Origin of the sequence: Cobetia sp. 14N.309.X.WAT.E.A4, assembly GCF_030397495.1 — a bacterium.
Classification (GTDB): domain Bacteria; phylum Pseudomonadota; class Gammaproteobacteria; order Pseudomonadales; family Halomonadaceae; genus Cobetia; species Cobetia marina.
In genome coordinates this window covers 16,045-36,837 of sequence record NZ_JAPNXT010000003.1, presented here as the reverse complement: position 1 = coordinate 36,837, position 20,793 = coordinate 16,045, and the positions used below count along the sequence as shown (strand labels likewise).

The 20,793-nt window shown below is 61.0% G+C and carries 20 protein-coding genes; 10 read left to right on the top strand and 10 right to left on the bottom strand.

The genetic code is table 11. From position 1 onward, the window contains the following. Nucleotides 1-31: 31 nt before the first annotated feature. From OW493_RS05445 to OW493_RS05425, 5 genes are all read right to left on the bottom strand, one after another. A complete protein-coding gene (locus OW493_RS05445) occupies nucleotides 32-1,108 on the bottom strand; it encodes an extracellular solute-binding protein (protein WP_205632690.1) in 1,077 nt (358 codons plus the stop codon). Nucleotide 1,109: 1 nt separating this feature from the next. Next, entirely contained in the window at nucleotides 1,110-1,892 is a 783-nt protein-coding gene (gene potC, locus OW493_RS05440; RefSeq protein WP_289863512.1) for a spermidine/putrescine ABC transporter permease PotC, read from the bottom strand. After that, nucleotides 1,889-2,770, bottom strand: a complete 882-nt coding sequence (gene potB / locus OW493_RS05435; RefSeq protein ID WP_077376555.1) for a spermidine/putrescine ABC transporter permease PotB — start codon at nucleotides 2,768-2,770, stop codon at nucleotides 1,889-1,891. The genes potC and potB overlap by 4 nt, the downstream gene beginning before the upstream one ends. Beyond that, a complete protein-coding gene (gene potA, locus OW493_RS05430; protein ID WP_077376558.1) occupies nucleotides 2,767-3,894 on the bottom strand; it encodes a spermidine/putrescine ABC transporter ATP-binding protein PotA in 1,128 nt (375 codons plus the stop codon). Before potA ends, potB begins: the two co-directional genes overlap by 4 nt. Nucleotides 3,895-4,252: 358 nt before the next feature. Next, nucleotides 4,253-5,551 (bottom strand): YihY family inner membrane protein, encoded by a 1,299-nt coding sequence (locus OW493_RS05425; protein WP_077376561.1) that lies wholly within the window; start codon nucleotides 5,549-5,551, stop codon nucleotides 4,253-4,255. 99 nt (nucleotides 5,552-5,650) lie between these two features. Between OW493_RS05425 and OW493_RS05420 the strand changes: the two genes are divergently transcribed. The 8 genes from OW493_RS05420 (at nucleotide 5,651) to OW493_RS05385 (ending at nucleotide 11,128) form a co-directional block, all read left to right on the top strand. Continuing rightward, nucleotides 5,651-6,010, top strand: coding sequence for an ArsC/Spx/MgsR family protein (locus OW493_RS05420; RefSeq protein WP_084208713.1), 360 nt, complete (start codon nucleotides 5,651-5,653; stop codon nucleotides 6,008-6,010). Nucleotides 6,011-6,034: 24 nt separating this feature from the next. Further along, nucleotides 6,035-6,682 carry an NAD(P)H:quinone oxidoreductase gene (wrbA, locus tag OW493_RS05415; protein WP_077376567.1) on the top strand — a complete coding sequence of 216 codons (648 nt, stop codon included), beginning with the start codon at nucleotides 6,035-6,037 and terminating at the stop codon, nucleotides 6,680-6,682. Then, nucleotides 6,683-7,090: a DUF2069 domain-containing protein gene (locus OW493_RS05410; RefSeq protein WP_176503282.1), complete on the top strand. Its 408-nt coding sequence runs from the start codon at nucleotides 6,683-6,685 to the stop codon at nucleotides 7,088-7,090. It abuts the gene before it with no gap. Between the two features lie 469 nt (nucleotides 7,091-7,559). Continuing rightward, nucleotides 7,560-8,393, top strand: coding sequence for an AzlC family ABC transporter permease (locus tag OW493_RS05405; protein ID WP_289863507.1), 834 nt, complete (start codon nucleotides 7,560-7,562; stop codon nucleotides 8,391-8,393). Then, on the top strand, nucleotides 8,390-8,788 hold the full coding sequence (locus OW493_RS05400; protein WP_136937841.1) for an AzlD domain-containing protein: 399 nt from the start codon (nucleotides 8,390-8,392) through the stop codon (nucleotides 8,786-8,788). The genes OW493_RS05405 and OW493_RS05400 overlap by 4 nt, the downstream gene beginning before the upstream one ends. 72 nt (nucleotides 8,789-8,860) lie before the next feature. Next, on the top strand, nucleotides 8,861-9,511 hold the full coding sequence (pdxH, locus tag OW493_RS05395; protein WP_289863505.1) for a pyridoxamine 5'-phosphate oxidase: 651 nt from the start codon (nucleotides 8,861-8,863) through the stop codon (nucleotides 9,509-9,511). A 326-nt stretch (nucleotides 9,512-9,837) separates the two neighbouring features. Further along, on the top strand, nucleotides 9,838-10,389 hold the full coding sequence (locus tag OW493_RS05390; protein WP_077376582.1) for a hypothetical protein: 552 nt from the start codon (nucleotides 9,838-9,840) through the stop codon (nucleotides 10,387-10,389). Between the two features lie 67 nt (nucleotides 10,390-10,456). Further along, a complete protein-coding gene (locus OW493_RS05385) occupies nucleotides 10,457-11,128 on the top strand; it encodes a pseudouridine synthase (RefSeq protein WP_136937843.1) in 672 nt (223 codons plus the stop codon). Between the two features lie 162 nt (nucleotides 11,129-11,290). On the opposite strand, the gene OW493_RS05380 is transcribed toward OW493_RS05385, so the two are convergent. The 4 genes from OW493_RS05380 to OW493_RS05365 all read right to left on the bottom strand — a co-directional run bounded on the left by OW493_RS05380 (nucleotide 11,291) and on the right by OW493_RS05365 (nucleotide 17,717). Then, nucleotides 11,291-12,193 carry a glycine betaine ABC transporter substrate-binding protein gene (locus tag OW493_RS05380; protein ID WP_289863502.1) on the bottom strand — a complete coding sequence of 301 codons (903 nt, stop codon included), beginning with the start codon at nucleotides 12,191-12,193 and terminating at the stop codon, nucleotides 11,291-11,293. A 247-nt stretch (nucleotides 12,194-12,440) separates the two neighbouring features. Continuing rightward, complete coding sequence (locus OW493_RS05375) at nucleotides 12,441-13,298, bottom strand: proline/glycine betaine ABC transporter permease (RefSeq protein WP_077376591.1); 858 nt, start codon at nucleotides 13,296-13,298, stop codon at nucleotides 12,441-12,443. Next, entirely contained in the window at nucleotides 13,295-14,503 is a 1,209-nt protein-coding gene (locus OW493_RS05370) for a glycine betaine/L-proline ABC transporter ATP-binding protein (protein ID WP_084208718.1), read from the bottom strand. The genes OW493_RS05375 and OW493_RS05370 overlap by 4 nt, the downstream gene beginning before the upstream one ends. Nucleotides 14,504-14,810: 307 nt before the next feature. Beyond that, nucleotides 14,811-17,717, bottom strand: coding sequence for a bifunctional acetate--CoA ligase family protein/GNAT family N-acetyltransferase (locus tag OW493_RS05365; protein WP_289863498.1), 2,907 nt, complete (start codon nucleotides 17,715-17,717; stop codon nucleotides 14,811-14,813). A 193-nt stretch (nucleotides 17,718-17,910) separates the two neighbouring features. Between OW493_RS05365 and OW493_RS05360 the strand changes: the two genes are divergently transcribed. Both OW493_RS05360 and OW493_RS05355 read left to right on the top strand, forming a co-directional pair. Further along, on the top strand, nucleotides 17,911-18,936 hold the full coding sequence (locus OW493_RS05360) for a histone deacetylase family protein (RefSeq protein ID WP_289863496.1): 1,026 nt from the start codon (nucleotides 17,911-17,913) through the stop codon (nucleotides 18,934-18,936). 164 nt (nucleotides 18,937-19,100) lie between these two features. Next, the gene (locus OW493_RS05355) at nucleotides 19,101-19,733 is read left to right on the top strand and encodes an XRE family transcriptional regulator (RefSeq protein WP_077376603.1); all 633 of its coding nucleotides are present in this window, start codon (nucleotides 19,101-19,103) and stop codon (nucleotides 19,731-19,733) included. A 146-nt stretch (nucleotides 19,734-19,879) separates the two neighbouring features. Here the strand turns inward: OW493_RS05355 and OW493_RS05350 are convergent, their stop codons facing one another. Continuing rightward, nucleotides 19,880-20,791 (bottom strand): helix-turn-helix transcriptional regulator, encoded by a 912-nt coding sequence (locus tag OW493_RS05350; RefSeq protein ID WP_289863493.1) that lies wholly within the window; start codon nucleotides 20,789-20,791, stop codon nucleotides 19,880-19,882. Between the last annotated feature and the right edge of the window lie 2 nt (nucleotides 20,792-20,793).

Below are 20,793 nucleotides of genomic sequence, written 5' to 3'. Positions count from 1 at the left end.
GTGCGTTCACACGACTGGCGTCACGACGGGATCAGTGACCCGTCTTGAGCTGTTCCCAGTACTTCTGATAGATCGACAGCGCATCGCCGACATCGGTCTGGAACTCGCCACGTGCGAGATCCTGCTGCGTCGGGAAGACCACCGGATTGTCACGCACCTCGGGGTCCATCATCTCCTTGGCGGCAAGGCTCGGCGTGGTGTAACCCACGTATTCGCTGATCTCCTTGCTGACTTGCGGGCTGATCAGATAATCGATGAACTGATAGGCCGCATCGACGTGACGCGCATTGGACGGGATGGCCATGGTGTCCATCCACAGAATGATGCCTTCCTCGGGATAGACGTAATTCACCGGTACGCCTTCCTCATTGGCCTGGTAGACCTCACCGTTCCAGATCAGACCGGCATCGACCTCGCCCTGCATGAACGGCACACGCGCCGCATCGGAGTTGAAGGCGCGAACATTGGGCATCAACTCGGTCAGCTTCTCGTACGCCGCCTTGATCTCGTCCGGGTCCGTGGTATTGCCGCTGTAGCCCAGGCTTGCCAGCGCGACATGGAAGACCTCGCGCATGTCATTGGAGAGCAGCAGCTTGTCACGATACTTGTCATCCCACAGATCGTTCCAGCTGGTCAGCGCGCCCTCTTCGACATAGTCAGGGTTGTAACCGATCCCGGCGCTGCCCCACATGTAAGGCACGCTATATTGATTGCCCTTGTCGAAGTCGCGGTCGACCAGGTTGGGATCGAGATCCTTGAAATGGCTGAGCTTGCTGACATCCAGCTTCTGCAGCAGATTCTCGCGCGCCATCTTGTCGATGTAATACGTCGACGGGAAGACGAGATCGTAGCTGTTGTCGCTGTCCAGCAGCTTCAGCTTGGCGTACATCGCTTCGTTGGAATCGAAGGTGGAATAGATGACATCGATACCGGTCTGTTCTTCAAAGCGCTCGATGACCTCATCGGGCATGTACTCCGTCCAGTTGTAGACGTAGAGCACCTTGTCGCTGTCATCCGCGGCCAGAACGGGGGCGGATGTCGCCACGGATGCCAGGCTGACGGCAGCCATCAGGCCAGCGGCGCGCAGCGGGAAACGGGAACCTTGCATGTTATTTTTTCTCCTTGATCAACCACTGGGAAATCACCAGCAGACAGAGTGACAATCCAAGCAGCAGAGTTGCCAGTGCATTCACTTCAGGCTTGAGCCCCAGGCGCACCATGGAATAGATACGCAGCGGCAGTACTTCAAAGGTCGGACCGGTGACGAAGGTCGAGATCACGACATCGTCCAATGACAGGGTAAAACTGAGCAGCCAACCCGAGGCTATCGCCGGCATCAACGCTGGCACCAGCACATGCCAGACGGCTCGTGCTTCGCTGGCCCCCAGATCACGTGCGGCCTCCAGCAATTGCGGATTGATCCCCGACAGACGCGAATACACCGTGATCACCACGAAGGGCAGACAGAAGGTAGCATGAGAGACCAGCAACGAGAGGTAGCCCAGCTGGATGCCCAGGGCGATGAACAGCGCCAGGAACGCGATCGCCATCACGATGTCCGGCATCATCATCACGGTAAACAGCATGCCGTTGAGCAGCGGCTTTCCCCGGAAGCGATAACGGTACAGCGCCGTGGCGGTCAGGGTGCCGATCAGCGTGGCGAGAGTCGCCGCCGTCACGCCCAGCCACAGGGTATTGAGCGCAGCATCCATCAGATTGGCGTTGCCCAGCAGCTTGTCGTACCAGCGCAGACTGAAGCCACCCCAGAGGAACGGATTGCGCGAATCATTGAAGGAAATCCCGATCAACACCAGGATCGGCACGTACAGCAGCGTGAAGATCAGCGTCATGTAGCAACGACTGAACACGCGCAGGGGGCGGTTCAGGCTCATAGTGTCACCTCCCGCTTGAAGAGCTTCACGCTGCGGTAATACGCAAGCAGCAGGAAGGCCATCACCAGTGTCAGCATCACGCTGATGGCCGCCCCGAAGGACCAGTTGTTGGCTTCCAGGAACTGCCCCTTGATGATGTTGCCGATCAAGGGATGACGCGAGCCACCCAGCAGATCCGACACATAGAACATGCCCATCGCCGGCAGGAACACCAGCAGCACGCCGGCGATGATGCCGGGCATGGTCAGCGGCAACACCACATGACGGAAGGTGGCCAGACCATTGGCGCCGAGATCGCGTGCCGCCTCCAGGGTCGGACGGCTGAGCTGCTCGAACACCGCGTAAAGCGGAAGAATCATGAAGGGCAACAGCATGTAGACCAGCCCGATGATCACCGCCTCCTCGGTATACAGAAGCCGCAGGGGAGTATCGATCAGCCCCAGAGTCATCAGCACATCATTGAGCAGCCCACGGGTCGCGATCAGCGTGCGCAGGGCATAGATGCGAATCAGCGAGTTGGTCCAGAACGGGATGATCACCAGCAGCAGCAGCAGCGGCTGCATCCGGGGGCTGGCACGCGAGATCATCCAGGCGAACGGATAGCCGAGCACCAGGCAGATCAGGGTCGTGACCAGGCCGATCCACAGCGAATGGCCAAACACTCCCAGATAGACCGGACTGATCATCTGGCCGTAATTGGTCAGCAAGCCCTGCCAGAGCGTGGCAGGCGAGATGTCGCCACTCAGTAGCTGCCCACTGCCCTCGGGCATCAGGCTGACCAGTACCACCAGCAAGGTGGGCGCCAGTACCAGCACGATCAGCCAGCCCCAGATGATGGTCAGCGTGGCCGTCTTGAAGGGATTGCGCACCACACTCATGCCCCCGCCTCCACGGGGGCATCATCCGGCAGGATGATTTCCCAGTCCGGCACCCAGCTGACCTTGACGCGCTCACCGAGGCGATAATCGAAGTCCGGATCATCCTCATCGAAGAACTCGCTGGCCAGCAGCTGCTGGCCACTGTCGAGCTCCAGCACCGTATCCAGCGTCATGCCCTTGTAGTTGCGCTCGATGACACGGGCCGCGAAGCCTTCGCTGTCCTCGGCGGACTTGAGTCGCATGTCCTCCGGGCGCAGCAGCACCTGCACCGCCTCGCCACCCAGGTATTCGCGGCCGTGGCTGCTCAGCTCCAGCGACTTTCCCAGCACCTCGACGTGGATGCGCCCCGGCGTTGTCGAAGGCCGCTCGACGCGTGCCGCCAGCTGATTGATCTCGCCGACGAAGCGCGCCACGAACAGCGTGCTCGGCGACTCATAGACTTCACGCGGCGTGCCGATCTGCTCGATCCCCCCTTCCCGCATCACGACCACACGATCGGACATGGAGAGCGCTTCCTCCTGATCGTGGGTGACGAAGACGAAGGTGATGCCCAGACGGCGCTGAAGACGCTTCAGTTCATTCTGCATCTGCTTGCGCAGCTTGTAGTCCAATGCCGAGAGCGGCTCATCCAGCAGCAGGACACGCGGGCGCTTGATGACGGCGCGGGCAATGGCGACACGTTGCTGCTGGCCACCGGAGAGCTGGTCCGGACGACGGTCGGACAGATGCGCCAATTGCACCATTTCCAGCGCTTCACGCACACGCTCGTGGATCTCGGCCTTGGGCACCTTCTCCATGCGCAACCCGAAGGCCACGTTGTCGTAAAGATTCATGTGCGGAAACAGCGCATAACTCTGGAAGACGGTATTGACCGGACGCAGGTGCGCAGGCGTGTGCTGCAATGCCGCGTTCTCGAGCGTGATGGTACCCGCATCTGGATCCTCGAAGCCTGCGATCAAGCGCAGTACGGTCGTCTTGCCACACCCTGAGGGGCCTAGCAGGGTCACGAACTCACCATCCTTCAAATCCAGATCCAGGCTGTCGAGCACCTTGCGCTCGCCAAACGTCTTGGTGATGGAGCGCAACTTGACCAGTGGGGTCGTCTCAGGAGCAGAGCTATTCATCGGCAGGGGGTCACCTCCAGCGGGAAACGCGCGCGTCTCCCTGATACATGAAATGGCGCGCCGGAAATGACGCGCCACACTGTCGAGTCTTCTTCGGTTCCTGCGCGACCTGCACGCAGAAGGTCCAGCTCAGGATCTTCGCCGCTGCGCCACGGCGGTCATGCAAGCCGTTGTCCATGCCGTCATGGCGATGCGCGCGGCAACAAATCCTGAGCGACGAAACATGAAAAGGCCCGTACCGGAGTCGGGCCTTTTGGATTGCCTGGCAGCTTGCATCCTCCAGCCTCAGGCAGGTCGTGAGGTGCGCATTCTGCCCACTCGAGGGCCTGCTGTCATCTCGCATTCATCCAGGGACAACTCACGTCGCCATGGAGGAGGTGGATGACGGATTCGTCGGAAGGGGGTCGCCGGTGTGGGCAGAGCCAGATTCGACCTCACCGACACTGGGCAGAACCTCCACCAGCCCACAGTCCATGCGTTCCTTCTCGGCCTGACGCGCCTGAGCCAACGCTTCTCGCAACGGCTCCAGACGAGGGTGCGGCGCTTCGCCGGCCTCGCCTGCCGGCAGATCCCAGGGCAGCGCTCGCGCCAGCTCCCAGAGCGTATAGTGATTGAGATCACGTCCCAGCACCCACTGACCATCCTGGGTCTGGCTGGCGATGTTCTCCTCAATCAAGGGCTTGAGTACACGACGATAGCGGCTGCCCAACACCTCGGTCAGGCTGTCATCCGAGAGCGGCTCGCCCCGTTCATGCGCATCCTTGAGCAGCATGACGGCCCCCAGGGTCTGCCAGAACGGTGGCCAGCGGTGCCAGTCAGCGTTGGAGCGCTCCCCCATCCAGGCCGCCACTTCCGCCCCCAGCAACACGATGCACCAGGACAGGAAGACCCACAGCAGGAACAGTGGCACTGCCGCGAAGGCACCATAGATGGCCTGATAGGACGGGAACTGCGTGACGTAGAACGAGAACCCGGCCTTGGCCAGTTCCAGTGCCAGAGCTGTCGTCACCGCTCCCACGGCCGCATCGCGCAGGCGCACCTTGCAATTGGGTACCGCGGCATAGATGAAGGTGAAGGCCACCGCGCTCAACAATGGTGGCAACAGGCGCAGCAATACCGCCTTGCCGCCCAGCATCGAAGCCGCTGAATCGAAGAACGACAGCGAAGTCAGATAGGAAGACAGCAGGAAACCGGACCCCAGCATCAGCGGCCCGAGTGTCAGTACTGCCCAGTACATCAGAAAGCTCGACAGCCCCTTGCGCCCTTCCGGTACCTGCCAGATGGCATTGAACGCCCCTTCGATGGTGATCATCATCAACACCGAGGTGACGAACAGAAAGATGAGGCCCACGGAGGTCAGATTGCGAGCCTGGCCCGAGAACTCATTGAGATACTCAAGCACCGTCTCGCCGGTGGAGGGCAGGAACTGGGCAAAGACGGTGGTCTGCAGCTGCTGCCCGACACCGTCAAAGCTCGGGATGACGGCGAACATCGAATAGATCACCGTCATCAGAGGCACCACCGCGAACAGGGTAGTATAGGTCAAGGCGGAGGCAGTCTTCTTGCCATCGTGATAGTTGAAACGTGAGACCAGCTTGAGGACGACCCCGATGGCAGGCGTCATCCGCTTGAGTTGTGGCAGTTGTGGCATTCTCATGCGCCCCTCTACAATGCATCCCTGATGTGAAGCTGCCGTCAGGAATCACTGACGGCACAGTCCATTCGCCTTACCGCCTGTCCGGAAACGGAGACAGTCATGCCAATGCTGAAACTCTATCACAACCCGCGTTGCTCCAAGTCACGCGAAACCCTCGCGTTGCTGGAGTCACGCCTGAAAAGCGACGAATTCGAGACCATTCGTTACCTGGACACCCCGTTGAGCCGTGAGCAGCTGAGTGCGCTGGCCGCTCGACTCGAAGGCGGGGCGAAAGCCCTGACGCGAGAGAACGAGAGTGACTGGAAGGCGCTCGCCCTTGAGGAACCCGATGATGCACGACGTCTGGACGCCATCGCTGCCACGCCCAGGTTGATGCAACGCCCGATTCTCGATGACGGAAAGCGCGCCATCATCGGCAGACCACCGCAGGATGTACTCGCCCTGCTCGACGACGCCTGATCCCTTCGTGACCTGAGGACGCCCATGTCAGCTGACACCCATTCCAGTACGTCCCCCGATACGACACCCTATGTGCTCGTGCTTTATTACTCGCGTCACGGTGCGACCCAGACCCTGGCGGAGCAGATCGTCGCTGGCATAGAGTCCATTCCGGGAATCCAGGCCCGCCTGCGCCGCGTCCCCGAAGTCTCGACGACCTGCGAGCAGACCACGCCGGAAATCCCCGACAGCGGTGCCATGTATGCCACCCTCGATGACCTGCGTCAGTGCGCAGGCCTGGCACTTGGCAGCCCGACCCGTTTCGGCAACATGGCCGCTCCGCTGAAGTACTTCCTCGACTCCACCAGCGAGCTGTGGATGAACGGGGCACTGATCGACAAGCCCGCCACCGCCTTCAGTGCCTCAAGCTCACTGCATGGCGGTCAGGAAACCACCTTGATGACCATGCTGGTGCCTCTTCTTCACCACGGCATGGTCTATGCGGGTGTGCCCTACAGCGCCACTGAATTGCTGGAAACCACCCAGGGCGGTACGCCCTATGGCACCACCCATGTCAGCGGCAAGCGCGGTGACAATGACGTGAACGACCATGAGAGACGCCTGGCCGTCGCACAAGGCAAGCGCATTGCGCGTCTGGCCCTCGCCATGCAACCCCTCAGGGAGAACCGATAGATGCGCGCCTGGCTTGAACGAATGGAACGCGAACAGGGCCTCGACACCCTCGAGGCCAAGAGCCGCCGCGGCGTGATCGTGAGCTTCGCGGCCCTGGCCGTCATCCTGCTGGTAGGTGGCATCCAGTTGATGGCCCAGAGTGACAACACCGGCCTGGTGCCGTTGTTGATTCGCCTGCTGCCCATTGCCCTTTTCCTGCCCGCCGTGCTGACTCGTCGCGCCCGCGGCCACGTCTGGCTGGCCTTCGTCAGCCTGCTCTATCTCATGCAGGGCGTGATGCTGGCCAGCGTACCCGGCCATGGGGTGATCGGCGTACTGGAGGCGCTTGCGGCACTTGGCCTGTTCCTCGCCAGCATGGCGTATGCTCGCTTTCGCTCGCGCAATCTGAAGCGTCAGCCTCAGTCGTGATGCGGGCCGGCCCCCCCATGGGGTAAAAGGCCGGCCGACGAGGACCTGACAGATAGCGCCCAGGGGGCGCTATCTGTCATCAGGCCTGGCGCTCTGTCTGCACGACCGGCGATTCTTTCGAATTTTCTGCCCCTTCCCTCATTTCTGTCCCTGCCGCTATCTCTTTCCGCTATCTCTTTCCGCTATCTCTTTCCACTTCTCTTTTTCCTCTTCCCCTTTTCCTCGGCCTCGGCGCTTATCCCTTGAAGATGCGCGGAGGATTCCAATGATAGATCAGCGCTCGACGGTGGCTTGCCGGGCAATTGGCGCTAGAATCCAGAGGATTGCACTGCAGAATGCCACCTTGGCCGCATCGCCACACCATCATCGTCACGCTATGCTGATTCATCTGACCCCTTCGGGATCGGGTCGTCACGCAGCCTTGCGTGATGCCAATGCCCATTGAGCCGACAGGAACCCCCTACGCCTCATGCCTACGACACCCACCACCGATGGCGTGACACGCACCCTCGACGACGGCGCGCCCTCCCTGAAGATGGCCGAACCTGAGTCGATCACCACGGCCAGCGCCTGGCTGAGTGCTCGCCAGGCGTGGCGTGAGGCGCTGCGTCAGACGCTACCGGTGATGTTCGGCTATATCCCGCTGGGAGCCGCCTTCGGGGTGCTGTTCACCCAGTTGCCCCTGAGCCCCTGGCTGGGACTCTTGATGTCGGTGATCATCCTGGCGGGTGCCGGGCAGTTCCTGGCAGTCGCTCTGCTGAGCGCTGGAGCGGGCGTCACGGAGGTGGCCGTCGCCACCCTGCTGCTCAACTCACGCCACCTGTTCTATGGCCTGTCATTGCTGGAGCGTTTTCGCGAGGCCGGAATCGCCAAGCTCTATCTCATCTTCGGTCTCACCGACGAGACCTACTCGCTGCTATCCAGCCTGCCGCGCAGCGGTGAGCGGGATGACAAGGCCGCCAGGCGCAATGATCAGCGTCTGATGCTGCGCATTACGGCGCTCAACCAGCTGTGGTGGGTATTGGGGACCGCACTGGGACTGGCGGCCGGCCAGCTTACCTTCGACAGCAGCGGCATCGAATTTGCCCTCACTGCCTTGTTCGTCGTGCTCGGCATCGAGCAATGGTACGCATTGCGGGAACGCTGGCCCTTCCTGCTGGGCCTGGTGATCACCCTGGCGGGGCTATGGGTACTACCCCATGACCAACTGCTGCTCGGCAGCATCGCCGCGGCAAGTGTCCTTCTGCTCGGCCATTATCTCCATCAACAGCGCTCTCTGAGCGACGGGAGCCGGACACGATGACAACGACCCAGGCACTGCTGCTGATCGGCGTGGCCGCTCTGGCGACCTTCGCGACACGCGTGACCCCCTTCCTGTTTCTCTCACGCCATTCCGCACATCCCTTGATCCTGCACATGGGTCGCTATCTGCCGGCCATCGTGATGGTCGTGCTGATCATCGTGTCCCTGTCTGCCATGTCGTTGCCCGGCGACTTCCCCCGTGATCTGCCCTCCACGCTTGCTCGCAGCGAGCTCTGGCGCGACTGGCTGATGCAGGCCGAGGGTGCCGGCATGCTGATATCCGCCGCCTGCGTGGCCGGCCTTCACCTCTGGCGACGCAATGCGCTGCTCTCCATCGCCGTCGGTACCGGTCTTTACATGGCGTGGGTACAGCTCGGCCCCATGGCACAGGCCTGAGGCCCTTGCGATCTGGCGCTCGACGGTACACAGTCCTTACATTACATGAGCAATTCATCAAGGGAGCCCACCATGAATCGCGATATCGCTGACGTGCGCAGAACCTACTCCGGTGATGGCCTGAATCTTGACAACACCCCGACCGAACCCTTCGAGCAGTTTCAGGAATGGCTGACCAGCGCACTCTCCGCCGATGACAACGATGCCAATGTGATGACGTTGTCCACCGTGGACAGCCAGGGCAAGCCGCACGCGCGCATCGTGCTGCTCAAGGGATACGACGCACAAGGGTTCATCTTCTATACCAACTATCAGAGCCACAAGGGCAGCGAACTGGCCAATGTGCCGCATGCGGCCTTGACGTTCTGGTGGCCTGCCATGGAGCGCCAGGTCCGTATCGAGGGTCGCGTGGAGAAGGTCTCGGACGCCACCTCGGACCACTACTTCGCCTCCCGTCCCAAGGAAAGCCAGCTGGGGGCCTGGGTCTCGCAGCAGAGCGTCGAGATTCCGGATCGCGACTGGCTCAGCGAGAGACAGGGCCGCTTCGAGAAGGTCTATGCCGACAGTGATGTCCCGCGCCCTGAGCACTGGGGTGGCTATCGCGTGGTGCCCGAGATGATCGAATTCTGGCAGGGCCAGCCATCACGCCTGCACGACCGGGTCCGCTATCAGCGTCTGGATACCGAAGACAATGAGTGGCACAAGGTGATGCTCGCACCGTGAGTGGCACCTGATCGCCACACGCTCTCGAAGGCTCCGCCATGGCGGGGCCTTTTGCGTGAAGGCGCCTGCGTGCTGATCGATGCACGCATGCCCCTCACGCCATGCCCCTCGCACCATGCCCCTCTCGCCATGCCCCTCACATCCAGCCATGCGGCACCCGCGATGCGCCCCATCGACGCGGCACGCGAGATTACGCATGACTTGCCCTGCGCCGTGCCAGAACAGACAATGGCCGGCTTTTCGGTGCAGGTCATGCTCAGGTCGGCGACAGCTGCACGGCCCATGTTCTGCATACACCGTCACATGCTTACAGGAAGGGAGGCCACATGGCCTGGGACGACAGTGCAACACCCAAGGTGGCTCGTCAGACACTGGTAGATCGCCTGCTGGCAAGCTACACACCTTCCGATCACCATGGCATCTCGCTGGTGGATCACGCCGTGGTCGGCAATGTGCTCTACACCGTGCTGGAGCATCCCCATGGTCATACCTTCATCCGCCAGCATCTGATGCAGGCTCCCCGACAGGGTGACCCCAGCCGCTGGGAGTACCATATCCGGGATGAAGGCACGCCAGATATTCCGCTGCAATGCCCGCCGGCACTCCTGGCGCAGTCCACTGCCCCCGGTGAGATTGCCGCCCAGTGGCGAGAGGCGACCCGCGCCGCGCGTGAGGATGTCGCGGCGCGCAAGCGCAAGATCAAGAAGCTCAGGAAAGGCGAGCGCCTTGCGGCACTGGATGGCAGCGAGGTGATCTTCGTGCGGGCTTTCACCGCCAGCCTGTTCATCGGGCGAGCTCCCGACGACACCGAGGAGGAGGAATACGAGTATCACTGGGAAGACATCGATCTGCTGGCCTCCCCGCTGCCTGACGAGTGACGGCGAGCTCGTCACCCGCCTTGCCGACCATCACCGTCGAACCGCCCATCGTCATCTGTGAGACCCCATGCAGCCACAAGCCGACCCGTTCATCGTTCCGCCCTGTCATGAGACCTACAAGGTGCTTTACGCGGATGAGGACATCCTGCTGATCCACAAGCCCAGTGGTCTGCTGAGCCTGTCCGGCAAGCATCCGCTCAATCTGGACTCGCTGCACCATCGGCTGGTCAAGGAATACCCGACCGCCAAGCTGCTGCACCGTCTGGATCTCGGCACATCAGGCATCATGCTGGTGGCACTCAACAAGCCGGCCAACGGCAACCTGACGCGCCAGTTCCAGGCCCGGACCATCGACAAGTCCTACCGCGCGATGCTGCTGGGACACGTCGAGCAGGACAGTGGACGGATCTCGCTGCCGATTGCCAAGGACGTGGATCAGTTCCCGTTGCAGAAGATCTGCCATGAGACAGGCAAGACCGCCATCAGTGACTATCGCGTGCTTGAGCGGCTCGAGGCCCCCAGGCGTACCCGGGTCGAATTCACGCCCGTCTCCGGGCGCACCCACCAGCTGCGCATCCACAGTCAGCAGCTGGGCCACCCCATCCTGGGCTGCGATCTGTATGCCAGTGATGAAGCCTTCTTCATGGCCGAGCGCCTGATGCTGCATGCCGAGATGATCGCCTTCGATCACCCGGTCAGCGGCGAGCGCATGGAAGTCCGCAGCCCCTGTCCCTTCTGAGCGTCTTTGACGTCCCGCATCGGCGAGACGGATGGTGAGACAGATAGACGACCCTGATAGACGAGACGCCCCCGCAGGCAAGCCTGCGGGGGCGTCTTGTCTTGGTCTTACTCACATTGATGGCAGGCCGAGGTGGACTAGACCGCTGCCATCACGATGAGGTTACTGAGCCGTTGCCGGCAGCCACTCATTGACGATATCCGGATGGCTTTCCACCCACGCCTTGGCCGTCTCGTAGGGGTCTGCATCATCTTCCTGGTTGTTGAGCATCACCTCGCCCATGTCCGCCGGCGTCCAGGCGAAGTTGTCCAGGATCGCGTAGACCTCCGGCATGTCCTCCTTGAGCCCCTTGCGTGCCAGGGTATGGATCTCCTCGGCACCGCCATAGACGCCCTTCGGGTCTTCCAGGTACTTGAGGTCCCAGCGCGCGAACATCCAATGGGGGGTCCAGCCGGTCACCACGATATCCCGCTCGCCCTTGATGGCATTGCTCAGCGCTGCGGTCATGGTCGCGCCGCTACCGGTCGTGAGGTCGATATTCTCGAGATCGTAATCCTCGAGCACCTGCTCGGTGAGTCGGGTCAGGCCGGCGCCTGGCTCGATACCGACGATACGCTCATCAATCTCGTCGGCATGCGAGGTGATGTCCTCGATGGACTCGAGCTTGCTGTACGCCGGGACCACCAGGCCAAGCTTGGTGCCCTCGAGGTTGACTCCCAGGTCCTCGACCTTGGGCCCGACCTTGGCCATGTAGTCTTCATGGGTCGTGGGGAGCCACGCACCGACCATGCCATCAGCATCACCAAAGGCGACCGCCTGGAACATCGCGGCGGCGGACAGCGCCTTGAGCTCGACATTGTAGCCCTGGGCTTCCAACACCGCTTTCACGACATTGGTGGAGGCGACCTCGGAGGACCACTCGACATACGCCAGGGTGACATCTCCCTTGTCACCTGCCGCATGAGCCGCGCTGACACCGACCACCGAGGATGACATGGCGGCCCCCAGCAACAGTGCCTTGGCGGTGATGGTCAGATGGCTACGTGAAGTACCTTGCTTATTCATCAACTTCCCCTTTATTTGAATCTACTTATTTCTTAGGGCGAGAATTGCCTGATCGCCGATCAGGTCAGCCTTTCATCAATACAGGACCAGCAGAAAGACTGGCTGCCGCGAATGCCGTATCCCCATGCAACGTGTAAAGAACAGGAGAATGTGTCGCGGTGCAGAAATGTGGGCAAGAAGCGCCCTTAAGAGATGGGACAAGCCGGCACGACAGGCGGTGCCGGCTTGTGGGTCGAGGTGAGTCACCTCAGGAGCGCGACTTCTTTTCCTTGCTCAAGGTCTGGGTCAGGCGGTCAAGCAGCATGGCCAGGATCACCACCGCGATACCCGCTTCGAACCCATCTCCGGGACGCAGACGCTGGATCGCCTTCCAGACCTCGTTGCCCAGACCATCGGCGCCGATCATGGCCGCGATGACGACCATCGACAGGGCCAGCATGATGGTCTGGTTGATGCCCGCCATCACCGTCGGCAGCGACAGGGGCAGCTGCAGCTTGAAGAGCTTCTGGCGACGGGTGGACCCGAAGGCATCTGCGGCCTCGATCAGCTCCTTGGGCACCTGACGAATCCCCAGGGTAGTGAAACGGATCGCCGGCGGCATCGAGAAGATGACCGTAGCGAAGATCGCCGAGACCGACCCGATACCGAAGAAGGGAATGGCCGGGATCAGATAGACGAAGGCCGGCATCGTCTGCATGAAATCCAGAACCGGCATGATGACCCGATAGAAGCGATCCGACAGCGCCGCCAGAATGCCCAGGGGGATGGCGATGACCACGGCCACCAGCGTCGCGATGACCACCAGGGTGAGCGATTCGATCATCGGATCCCACAGATCCAGATTCCAGATGAGGCCGAGGCCCAGGATGGAACCGATCGCCAGGCGCGTTCCCGCCAGCCGCCAGCACAACAGCGCGACCATTGCGATCAAGGCCCACTGGGGCATCCACATCAGGGCGTCATTGAGCGCACCGATGCCGGTTTCGGTGAACTTGGAAATGGCGCGGGTCACGCTGGAATAATTGTTGGTCAGATAATCCAGCCCTGCCTCGATCCAGTCACCCAGCTCTATCTTCGGAATGGTGAAACCTGTCGACTCACTCATGCATGCGCCTCCCCTGCTTCGGCCAGCTCAGCCAGTACGGATCCCTTGACCACGACTCCCATCAAGCGCGATTGCTCATCCACGACTGCCAGCGGGTGGTGATGGCCGGCAAACATCGCGAACAGGTTGTGCAAGGGCTCATCAGGCGAGACCCGACAGCAATCGGAGTGGATCAGACTGGAGAGATCCGTGAGGTTCTCACGCACGGCACGCTCGGCATCTTCTGCCGTCACGATTCCCAGAACGGTACGGTCGCGGCGCACCACGAAGAGACTGTCCAGGCCATTTTCTCCCATCTTGCGCAATGCCGTACGGGGGCCATCATCGTCTCGCGCGGTGGCACGGACATCCGTCATGGCGGACTGGGCGGTCAGAATCCGCGACATGTCCACGCCTTCGACGAAGCGCGCGACATAATCGTCAGCGGGCTCGGTGAGAATGGTCTCGGGAGTGCCGATCTGGACGATTTCACCATCCTTGAGCAGGATGATGCGATCACCGATGGACAGGGCTTCATCCAGATCGTGGGTGATGAAGATGGTGGTCTTCTTCATCTTGTGCTGCAGCGCCAGCAGCTCCTGCTGCATGTCCTTGCGGATCAACGGATCCAGTGCCGAGAAGGCTTCATCCATCAGCAGGACGGTAGAATCATTGGCCAATGCACGTGCGAGCCCGACACGCTGCTGCATGCCGCCGGACAGCTGATCGGGATAGGCATCCTCCCACCCGTCAAGCCCTACCTGCTTGAGTGCATCACGCCCGCGCTGGAAACAGACTTCCTTCGCCTCGCCGCGCACTTCTAGGCCGTACTCGGCATTCTGTTGAACCGTACGATGAGGGAAGAGCGCAAAGTTCTGGAAGACCATCGAGAAGTGCTTGCGACGACAGCGCAGCAGCGATTTCTCATCCAGCTTGGCCACGTCCTGACCGTCGATCAGGATCTCGCCTTCTGTCGGGTCGATCAGACGATTGAGACAACGGATCAAGGTGGACTTCCCGGAGCCGGACAGCCCCATGATGACCAGCAGCTCACCTTCCATTACATCGAAATCGACATTGGACAGGCCCAGTGTCTGGCCGGTCTTTTCCAGAATTTCAGGACGTTTGAGTCCCTGGTCACGCAGAGTGAGCGCCTTGTCAGGCTGGTTACCGAACACCTTGCTCAGGTTGCGCACCCGGATCTTCACATCGCGAGTGTCAGTCATTGGCTTTCCTGTTGTGAGTGCACAGGGAAGCGTGAACAGGCTTGATCAGTCACACGGCAGGCAACGCGCTTTCACGATGTTGCGCCGCTGAGGGTGGCATAGCGCCAATCAGGCCGTCATGCGGGAGATACCCGTCATGACACTGCCTGATACTGAGCAGAATGCCACGTCATTCCCTGCGCCAATTTCCATAAAGGATTCTTATATTTAAAATAATGATACAGAGTTATTGATATTCACTCAAACAACAACACAGCTTTATACGACGAAGGTGGCATACCACCGATCATGCCCCGACACGCGCACATCAGGCCTTGGATTCAAGCCTCAGGCGTTGCCAATCACTGGTGGGCTCATTGAGTCGGATACTCGCATCGATGACCTGTTCCTCCATGTTGTAACGACAGGTGAACCCCAGATGCTTCATCAGTGCACGCATCGGGTGATTGTCCATCATGATCTTGCCTACCATCTCGAGAGTGCCCAACGAACGGCAATAGCGCAGCATCTTTTCCATCAGCAGTCGTCCGATCCCCTCACCTTGCAGGTCATCACGAATGATCACCGAGAACTCCGTGCGAATGTTGTCAGGGTCATTCCAGACCCGCACCACTCCCAGCATTTCACGACGTGAGCCGCCCTCCTCCTGCTCACTGACTTCACGCTCGGCGATGAATGCCATCTGGCGGTCATAATTGATCTGGGCCAGCAGCGCCAGATCGCGTTGCGTCAGGGAAGCCTTGTGATGGAAATAACGGAAACGAATGCTTTCCTCGGACAATCTGGCATGGAAAGCGGTGATCAATGGCGCATCCTCTGCACGAATCGGCCGCACTTCCACCTCGGTGCCATCCTCAAGCCGCACCCACTCCCGCAGCTCTTCCGGGTACGGCATGATGGCGAAGCGCGCGGGCTTGCCCAGATCCAGCGTGAAATCCACCGCGACGGCCTCATCACGATTGAGCAGCAACGGATTGATCTCCAGCCCTCGAATGTCAGGCAAATCCGATGCCAACTGCGACAATTTGATCAACAAGGTACACAGGCGCGCGATATCCCGCTCGGGGTCCGGCGAGTGCTCCTCGATCAGACGCGAGGCATGACTGCGCGAGATGAGCTCGCGTGCCAGCGTCATGTTGAGAGGCGGCAAGGCAACCTGGCGGTCTACCAGCACGTTGACCTTGTAGCCCCCCAGCCCGAAGACCACCACCGGCCCGAACTCCTCGTCACGCGTGATGCCCGCACTCAATTGCAGCGAATGCTTGCCGCGGCGCATCGGCTGCAGGCAGAACTCATGGATGCGGGTGCGTTCGCTGCCGCTGCGTCCCCGCTCGTCATCACGCTCGCTCACCTTGCTGGTGATGCGACGCATGGCCAGGGCGATGTCATCCGGGCCATTGAGATCCTGGACCACGCCAGAAGACAGACGCTGCGGGAAGCGGCGATAGCGGAAGGGCTGGCTGTTGTGCTCGTGGACCACCCGCAAGGCGAAGGGCCCCGCTGCCATCTCGGCGTCTTCCTTGCCAGCCGCCTGCCTGAGAGCTGCAATGGCCTGCGCGGCTTCGGCGGCGTCAGACACATAATGACTGGCAGCTGTCGCGATGCCATAGGTCTCCAGTACCTGAGCCGTTTCAGAATGGGTCAGCCATTCACGACCGGCACGCCGAGCGCTATGGACCAGATCATGTGCTCGGGCGCGAATCTCGGCGCTGGTGGTGAAGGACAGGCTCGGCGGGGTCTGCTGCAACAGGGACTGCACCCGCTGGTAATCCACCATCTGCAGGAAGGCCTTGACGCCCTTTTCGGGTGAGAGATAGGTCGGGATACCCGCAGCGTGGCAGGCATGACGCGCCGCCAGCGCCTGCTCGAGCCCCATCCAGCTGGTCAGCAGATTGCGCCGGAACTGCTTGCGATGCGTGATCAGGGCCTCGGCCGTGTCCTTGGATGGTGCAAGTCTTGTCGGGGCGTGCACGACGAGCACCGCATCGACTCCCTGATCATTGGCCACGATGTTGACTGCGGCAACGAAGTCTTCGGGCGTGGCATTGCCCCCCAGATCCACCGGATTGCGACCGGGCAGGCTGACATCCAGCTGATCCTTGAGCAGCGCATCCCGACTCTCCTTGCTCAGCTCGGCAAGCTTGCCGCCTCCCGCCATCAACTTGTCGATCGCCAACAGGGCCGGCCCGAGACCATTGGAGACGATCGCCAGCCGGTCCCCCCGCAGCGGTTTCATGCGATTGAGCGTCTCGAGGGCATCGAACATGTCCTCGCTGTCATTGACGCGTACCACCCCAGCTCGCGCCAGCGCGACGTCCACGATCTGATCGCGATTGGGGATGCCGGGGGTGACGTGAGTCCCGAACAGGTCGGCCTCGGGCGTGCGACCGCTCTTGATCGCCAATACCAGTCGGTTGCGAGAGGCCTCGCGCAGCGCAGTCATGAAGTGCATCGAGTCATGGATGCGCTCGAGATGCAGCAGGAGCGCCTGGGCATGCCCATATTGATTCAGGTAATCAATCAGGTCAGGCAGCATCACGTCGACGCTGTCTCCCAGCGTCACCAGATGGGAGAAGCCGATACCGCGCCCCGCTGCCCAGTCGATCATGGCATTGCCCAGCATCCCCGACTGCCCCAGATAGGCGACCTTGCCCTTGGCGACAGGCTGACCACTGAAGGAGGCATTCAGATTCCGATTGGGCACGCAGACCCCCATGCACTCCGGGCCCAGCAGACGTATTCCACTGCCACGTGCCGCCTTGAGCAGACGGCTGTTGAGACTCTCCTGATCCGGATGGATGCGCAGTCGCGCGTGGTCGGGGGCCACAGGTTCACGCCGGGCAAGCATTCCGAGCCCTTTTTCCGTCACGCGGGCCAGGGAGCTTGCCGGCGACGGTGCCACTCCTCCGGAGATCAACAACGCGGCCTTGACGCCGCGACGCCCCAGCTTCTCGACGATGCGCGGCAAGGTCTCGGCAGGCGAGCACAGGATGGCGAGGTCCGGCATCGTGTCCAGCTCACTGATCCGGCGCACACAGGGCACTCCATGCACCGTGTCATAGCCCTTGGGATTCACCACGACAAGCGTGCCCTTGAACCCGCCTTCCAGCAGGTTTCTCAGCACCTGGCCGCCCAGTGAGTGTGTCTTTTCCGAGGCCCCGATCACCGCGATACTGGTGGGCTCGAAGAAATTGCGCAGAAATCGCATCCCCATGGAGGTGTCCTGTCAGCCGGTGCGCATCCAATGCGCGATGCCACCAGCATGCCGCGAAAGTGAGTGCCTGAACAGCAGCCGGCAGGTGCTGGAGAAGGTAGACCATCCGCCACTATCCGTGTCTACCAGTGAATCTTACTGTGAGGTTTCGAACTATCCTCAGTCTAGCGCCCAGCCAAACAGGCACATGCCGATGATCACCTCTTATATCTCTCATAGCGACTGTGGCAATCATTTCATGGGTCCGACACATCCCGAGAGCCCATTGCGCCTGCAGGCCATCCAGCGTCAGCTGGCATTGAGCGGCGTGATTCAGCATGTCCAGCAATACGATGCACGCCCTGCCACGCTGGAACAGCTGGCAAGAGTCCATCCGATGCGCCACCTGCAGGCTCTCGACAAGTGCCCGCCCCAGGCAGGTCAGCTGCTGGCGCTCAGCGAGGACACCGTGATGTGTGCAGACAGCCTGGTGGCGGCACGTCTCGCGGCAGGGGCCGTCGTGCGCGGGGTCGACCAGGTGATGCGCAATCAGGCGGACAACGTCTTCTGTGCCGTGCGCCCACCGGGCCATCATGCCGAACGCGCGGATGCCATGGGCTTCTGCTTCTACAACAACGTGGCAGTAGGCGCGCTGCATGCCCGCCAGCAGTACGGTGTCAGACGCATCGCCATCCTCGATTTCGATGTTCATCAGGGCAACGGCACGGTAGATATCTTCAAGCATGACCCCGACACGCTGGTCTGCTCATCGTTCCAGAACGCCATGTACCCCTGGCGCTATCTCGAGAGCCGCTGGGAGCACATTCACAATACCCCGCTGGCAGAAGGCTGTGGTTCGCTGGACTTTCGCCATGCCATCGAAGCGCAATGGCTGAAGAAGCTTGATGATTTCAAGCCGGAGTTGATCCTGATCTCGGCAGGCTTCGACGCGCATCGTGAGGATCCGATGGCCGAACTGTGTCTCGAGGACGACGACTATTACTGGATCACGCGCCTGGCGATGGACGTGGCCAGGCGCCATTGTCAGGGACGTGTCGTCTCGGTACTGGAAGGCGGCTACTGCCTGGAAGCGTTGGCACGCAGCACTGAGGCCCATGTCAAGGCACTGGCGGGTCTGCCGATGGAGGACGGGATATCCCTGCGTCATTCGCCGCCAGCCGCGCACGCGTCACCCACGGTTCATGCAAGGCCAGATGAGCGTGATCATCCACTGTTCTGAGTGACCAGACATGCGACCTCAAGAAACGCGTGCCCTGTCGCCAGGAGCATCGTCGATGCCTTGCTCAGCTACACCGTGATTTCCTTGCTGTGATAAGCTGGCGAAAAAGTTTCCAATAGTAAACTTGTGAACTCCCGCCGCCATCGACCACAGCGAAGCTTCCCATGAGTACACCGACTGACAAGGATGCCGCGGTCCGGATCGCTTCCGGCCGCAAGGCCTTCGTTGAGCCCCTCAAGCTTGGAGAGAGGGTCAAGCAGATCCGTCTCGCCAATCATTGGACCCTCGAGGACGTCAGCCAGCGTACCGGGCTTGCACGCTCTACGCTGTCCAAGATCGAGAATGAACAGATATCCCCCACCTTCACCGCCGTCCAGAAGTTGATCAATGGTCTCAATATCGACCTTCCTCAACTGCTGAGTCCTCCCAAGCGACAGAGCGGCACGCTGGGCCGACGTGATCTGACGCGCCTCGGTGAAGGCAAGAGCCACCCGACCCCGACCTATGAACATGAGCTGCTTTCCTGGCAGCTGGCTCAGAAACGCATGATTCCCTTCAAGACCCGGGTGCGCGCTCGCAGCTTCGAGGAGTTTCCCGACTGGGTGCGCCACGACGGCGAGGAATTCCTGATGGTGCTGGAGGGCAGCATTCTGCTGTATTCCGAGTTCTATGAACCCTTGCCTCTCGGGGATGGAGACAGCATCTATTTCGACTCCGACATGGGCCATGCTCTGGTTTCCACCAGCGAAGACGATGCCGTAGTGCTGTCGGTCTGCACGCGCAACGACGCCGATTGATGATACGCTCACTGGCGCAACGCTAAACCGTTCTCTAGGAGCATGTGACGTGAAAGATCTTTACCTCGCCAGAACAATGGCCTGGCGAGGCAGAGGCAGCGCCCACATCATCACCGTTTAGCCTGGTGCTAGCGGGCGATCTTGACTCAGTCATGTTGGGCGGCGTCGCCTCGCCAGATGAGCTGACCACATTCACGCAGGTCATACCCTCCCAACGATTGTGCCAGCTGGATGCCATTGGGCGTGGACAGATAGTCCAGCAGGCCCTGGAAAAGGTCACGGAAGTAGACATTGCGTGGCACGACCAGATCAAAGGCCTCCTCACAGACCGGCACGAAACCGAGACCGAATTCATTCGCGGCCGATAACGTCCCCGGCCCGACATCCACCTCCCCGCGCGCGACGAGTGATGCGACCTCTCGCTCCGAGTAGGCGATGGCGAGGGTGTTGAGCTGCTCCGGGCGCATCTGATGGCCGGACAGCCACTCCTGCAGGAAGCGCTGCGAACCGGCCCCCTCCTGACGCACTACCCAGCGCCGTTGAGACCCGAACAGACCACCGGGATTGATCGGCAGGTGGCGATCTTCCTGACGAATGATCAGCCCCTGGGTGCGCCGAGCCAGCCGGACCAATACCCACTGACGATAACCATCGTGCCCGCGGATCAAGGCCGGATGGCGAAGCGATGCTTCCTCGGCACGCCCCCAGTGGATGGCACAGACATCGGCTCGCCCCTGACTCAACAGATCCAGCCCCAGGCGTGTCCCGGTGACACTCGTGCCATAGAAGGCACTGCCATCGTGCTGCTGGTTGAGTCGCATCGTCAGCGCTGCCAGCAAGGGGTCATCGCTACCGGTGATCATCAAGCGATCCGCCAGCACCCCATGATGGCTGGACTCCAGAATCCATTGCTCGACCAGGCGCCGCGGGAAAAGCCATTTGCCGGTGACCTTGGTGGCCGGCATGGTGCCCTCACTGGCCAGCTGATAGATCTTCTTTTCATTGAGGTGCAACAGTCGTGCGACCTCATGGACCGTCAGAAAGGGGTTGTCATGCATCG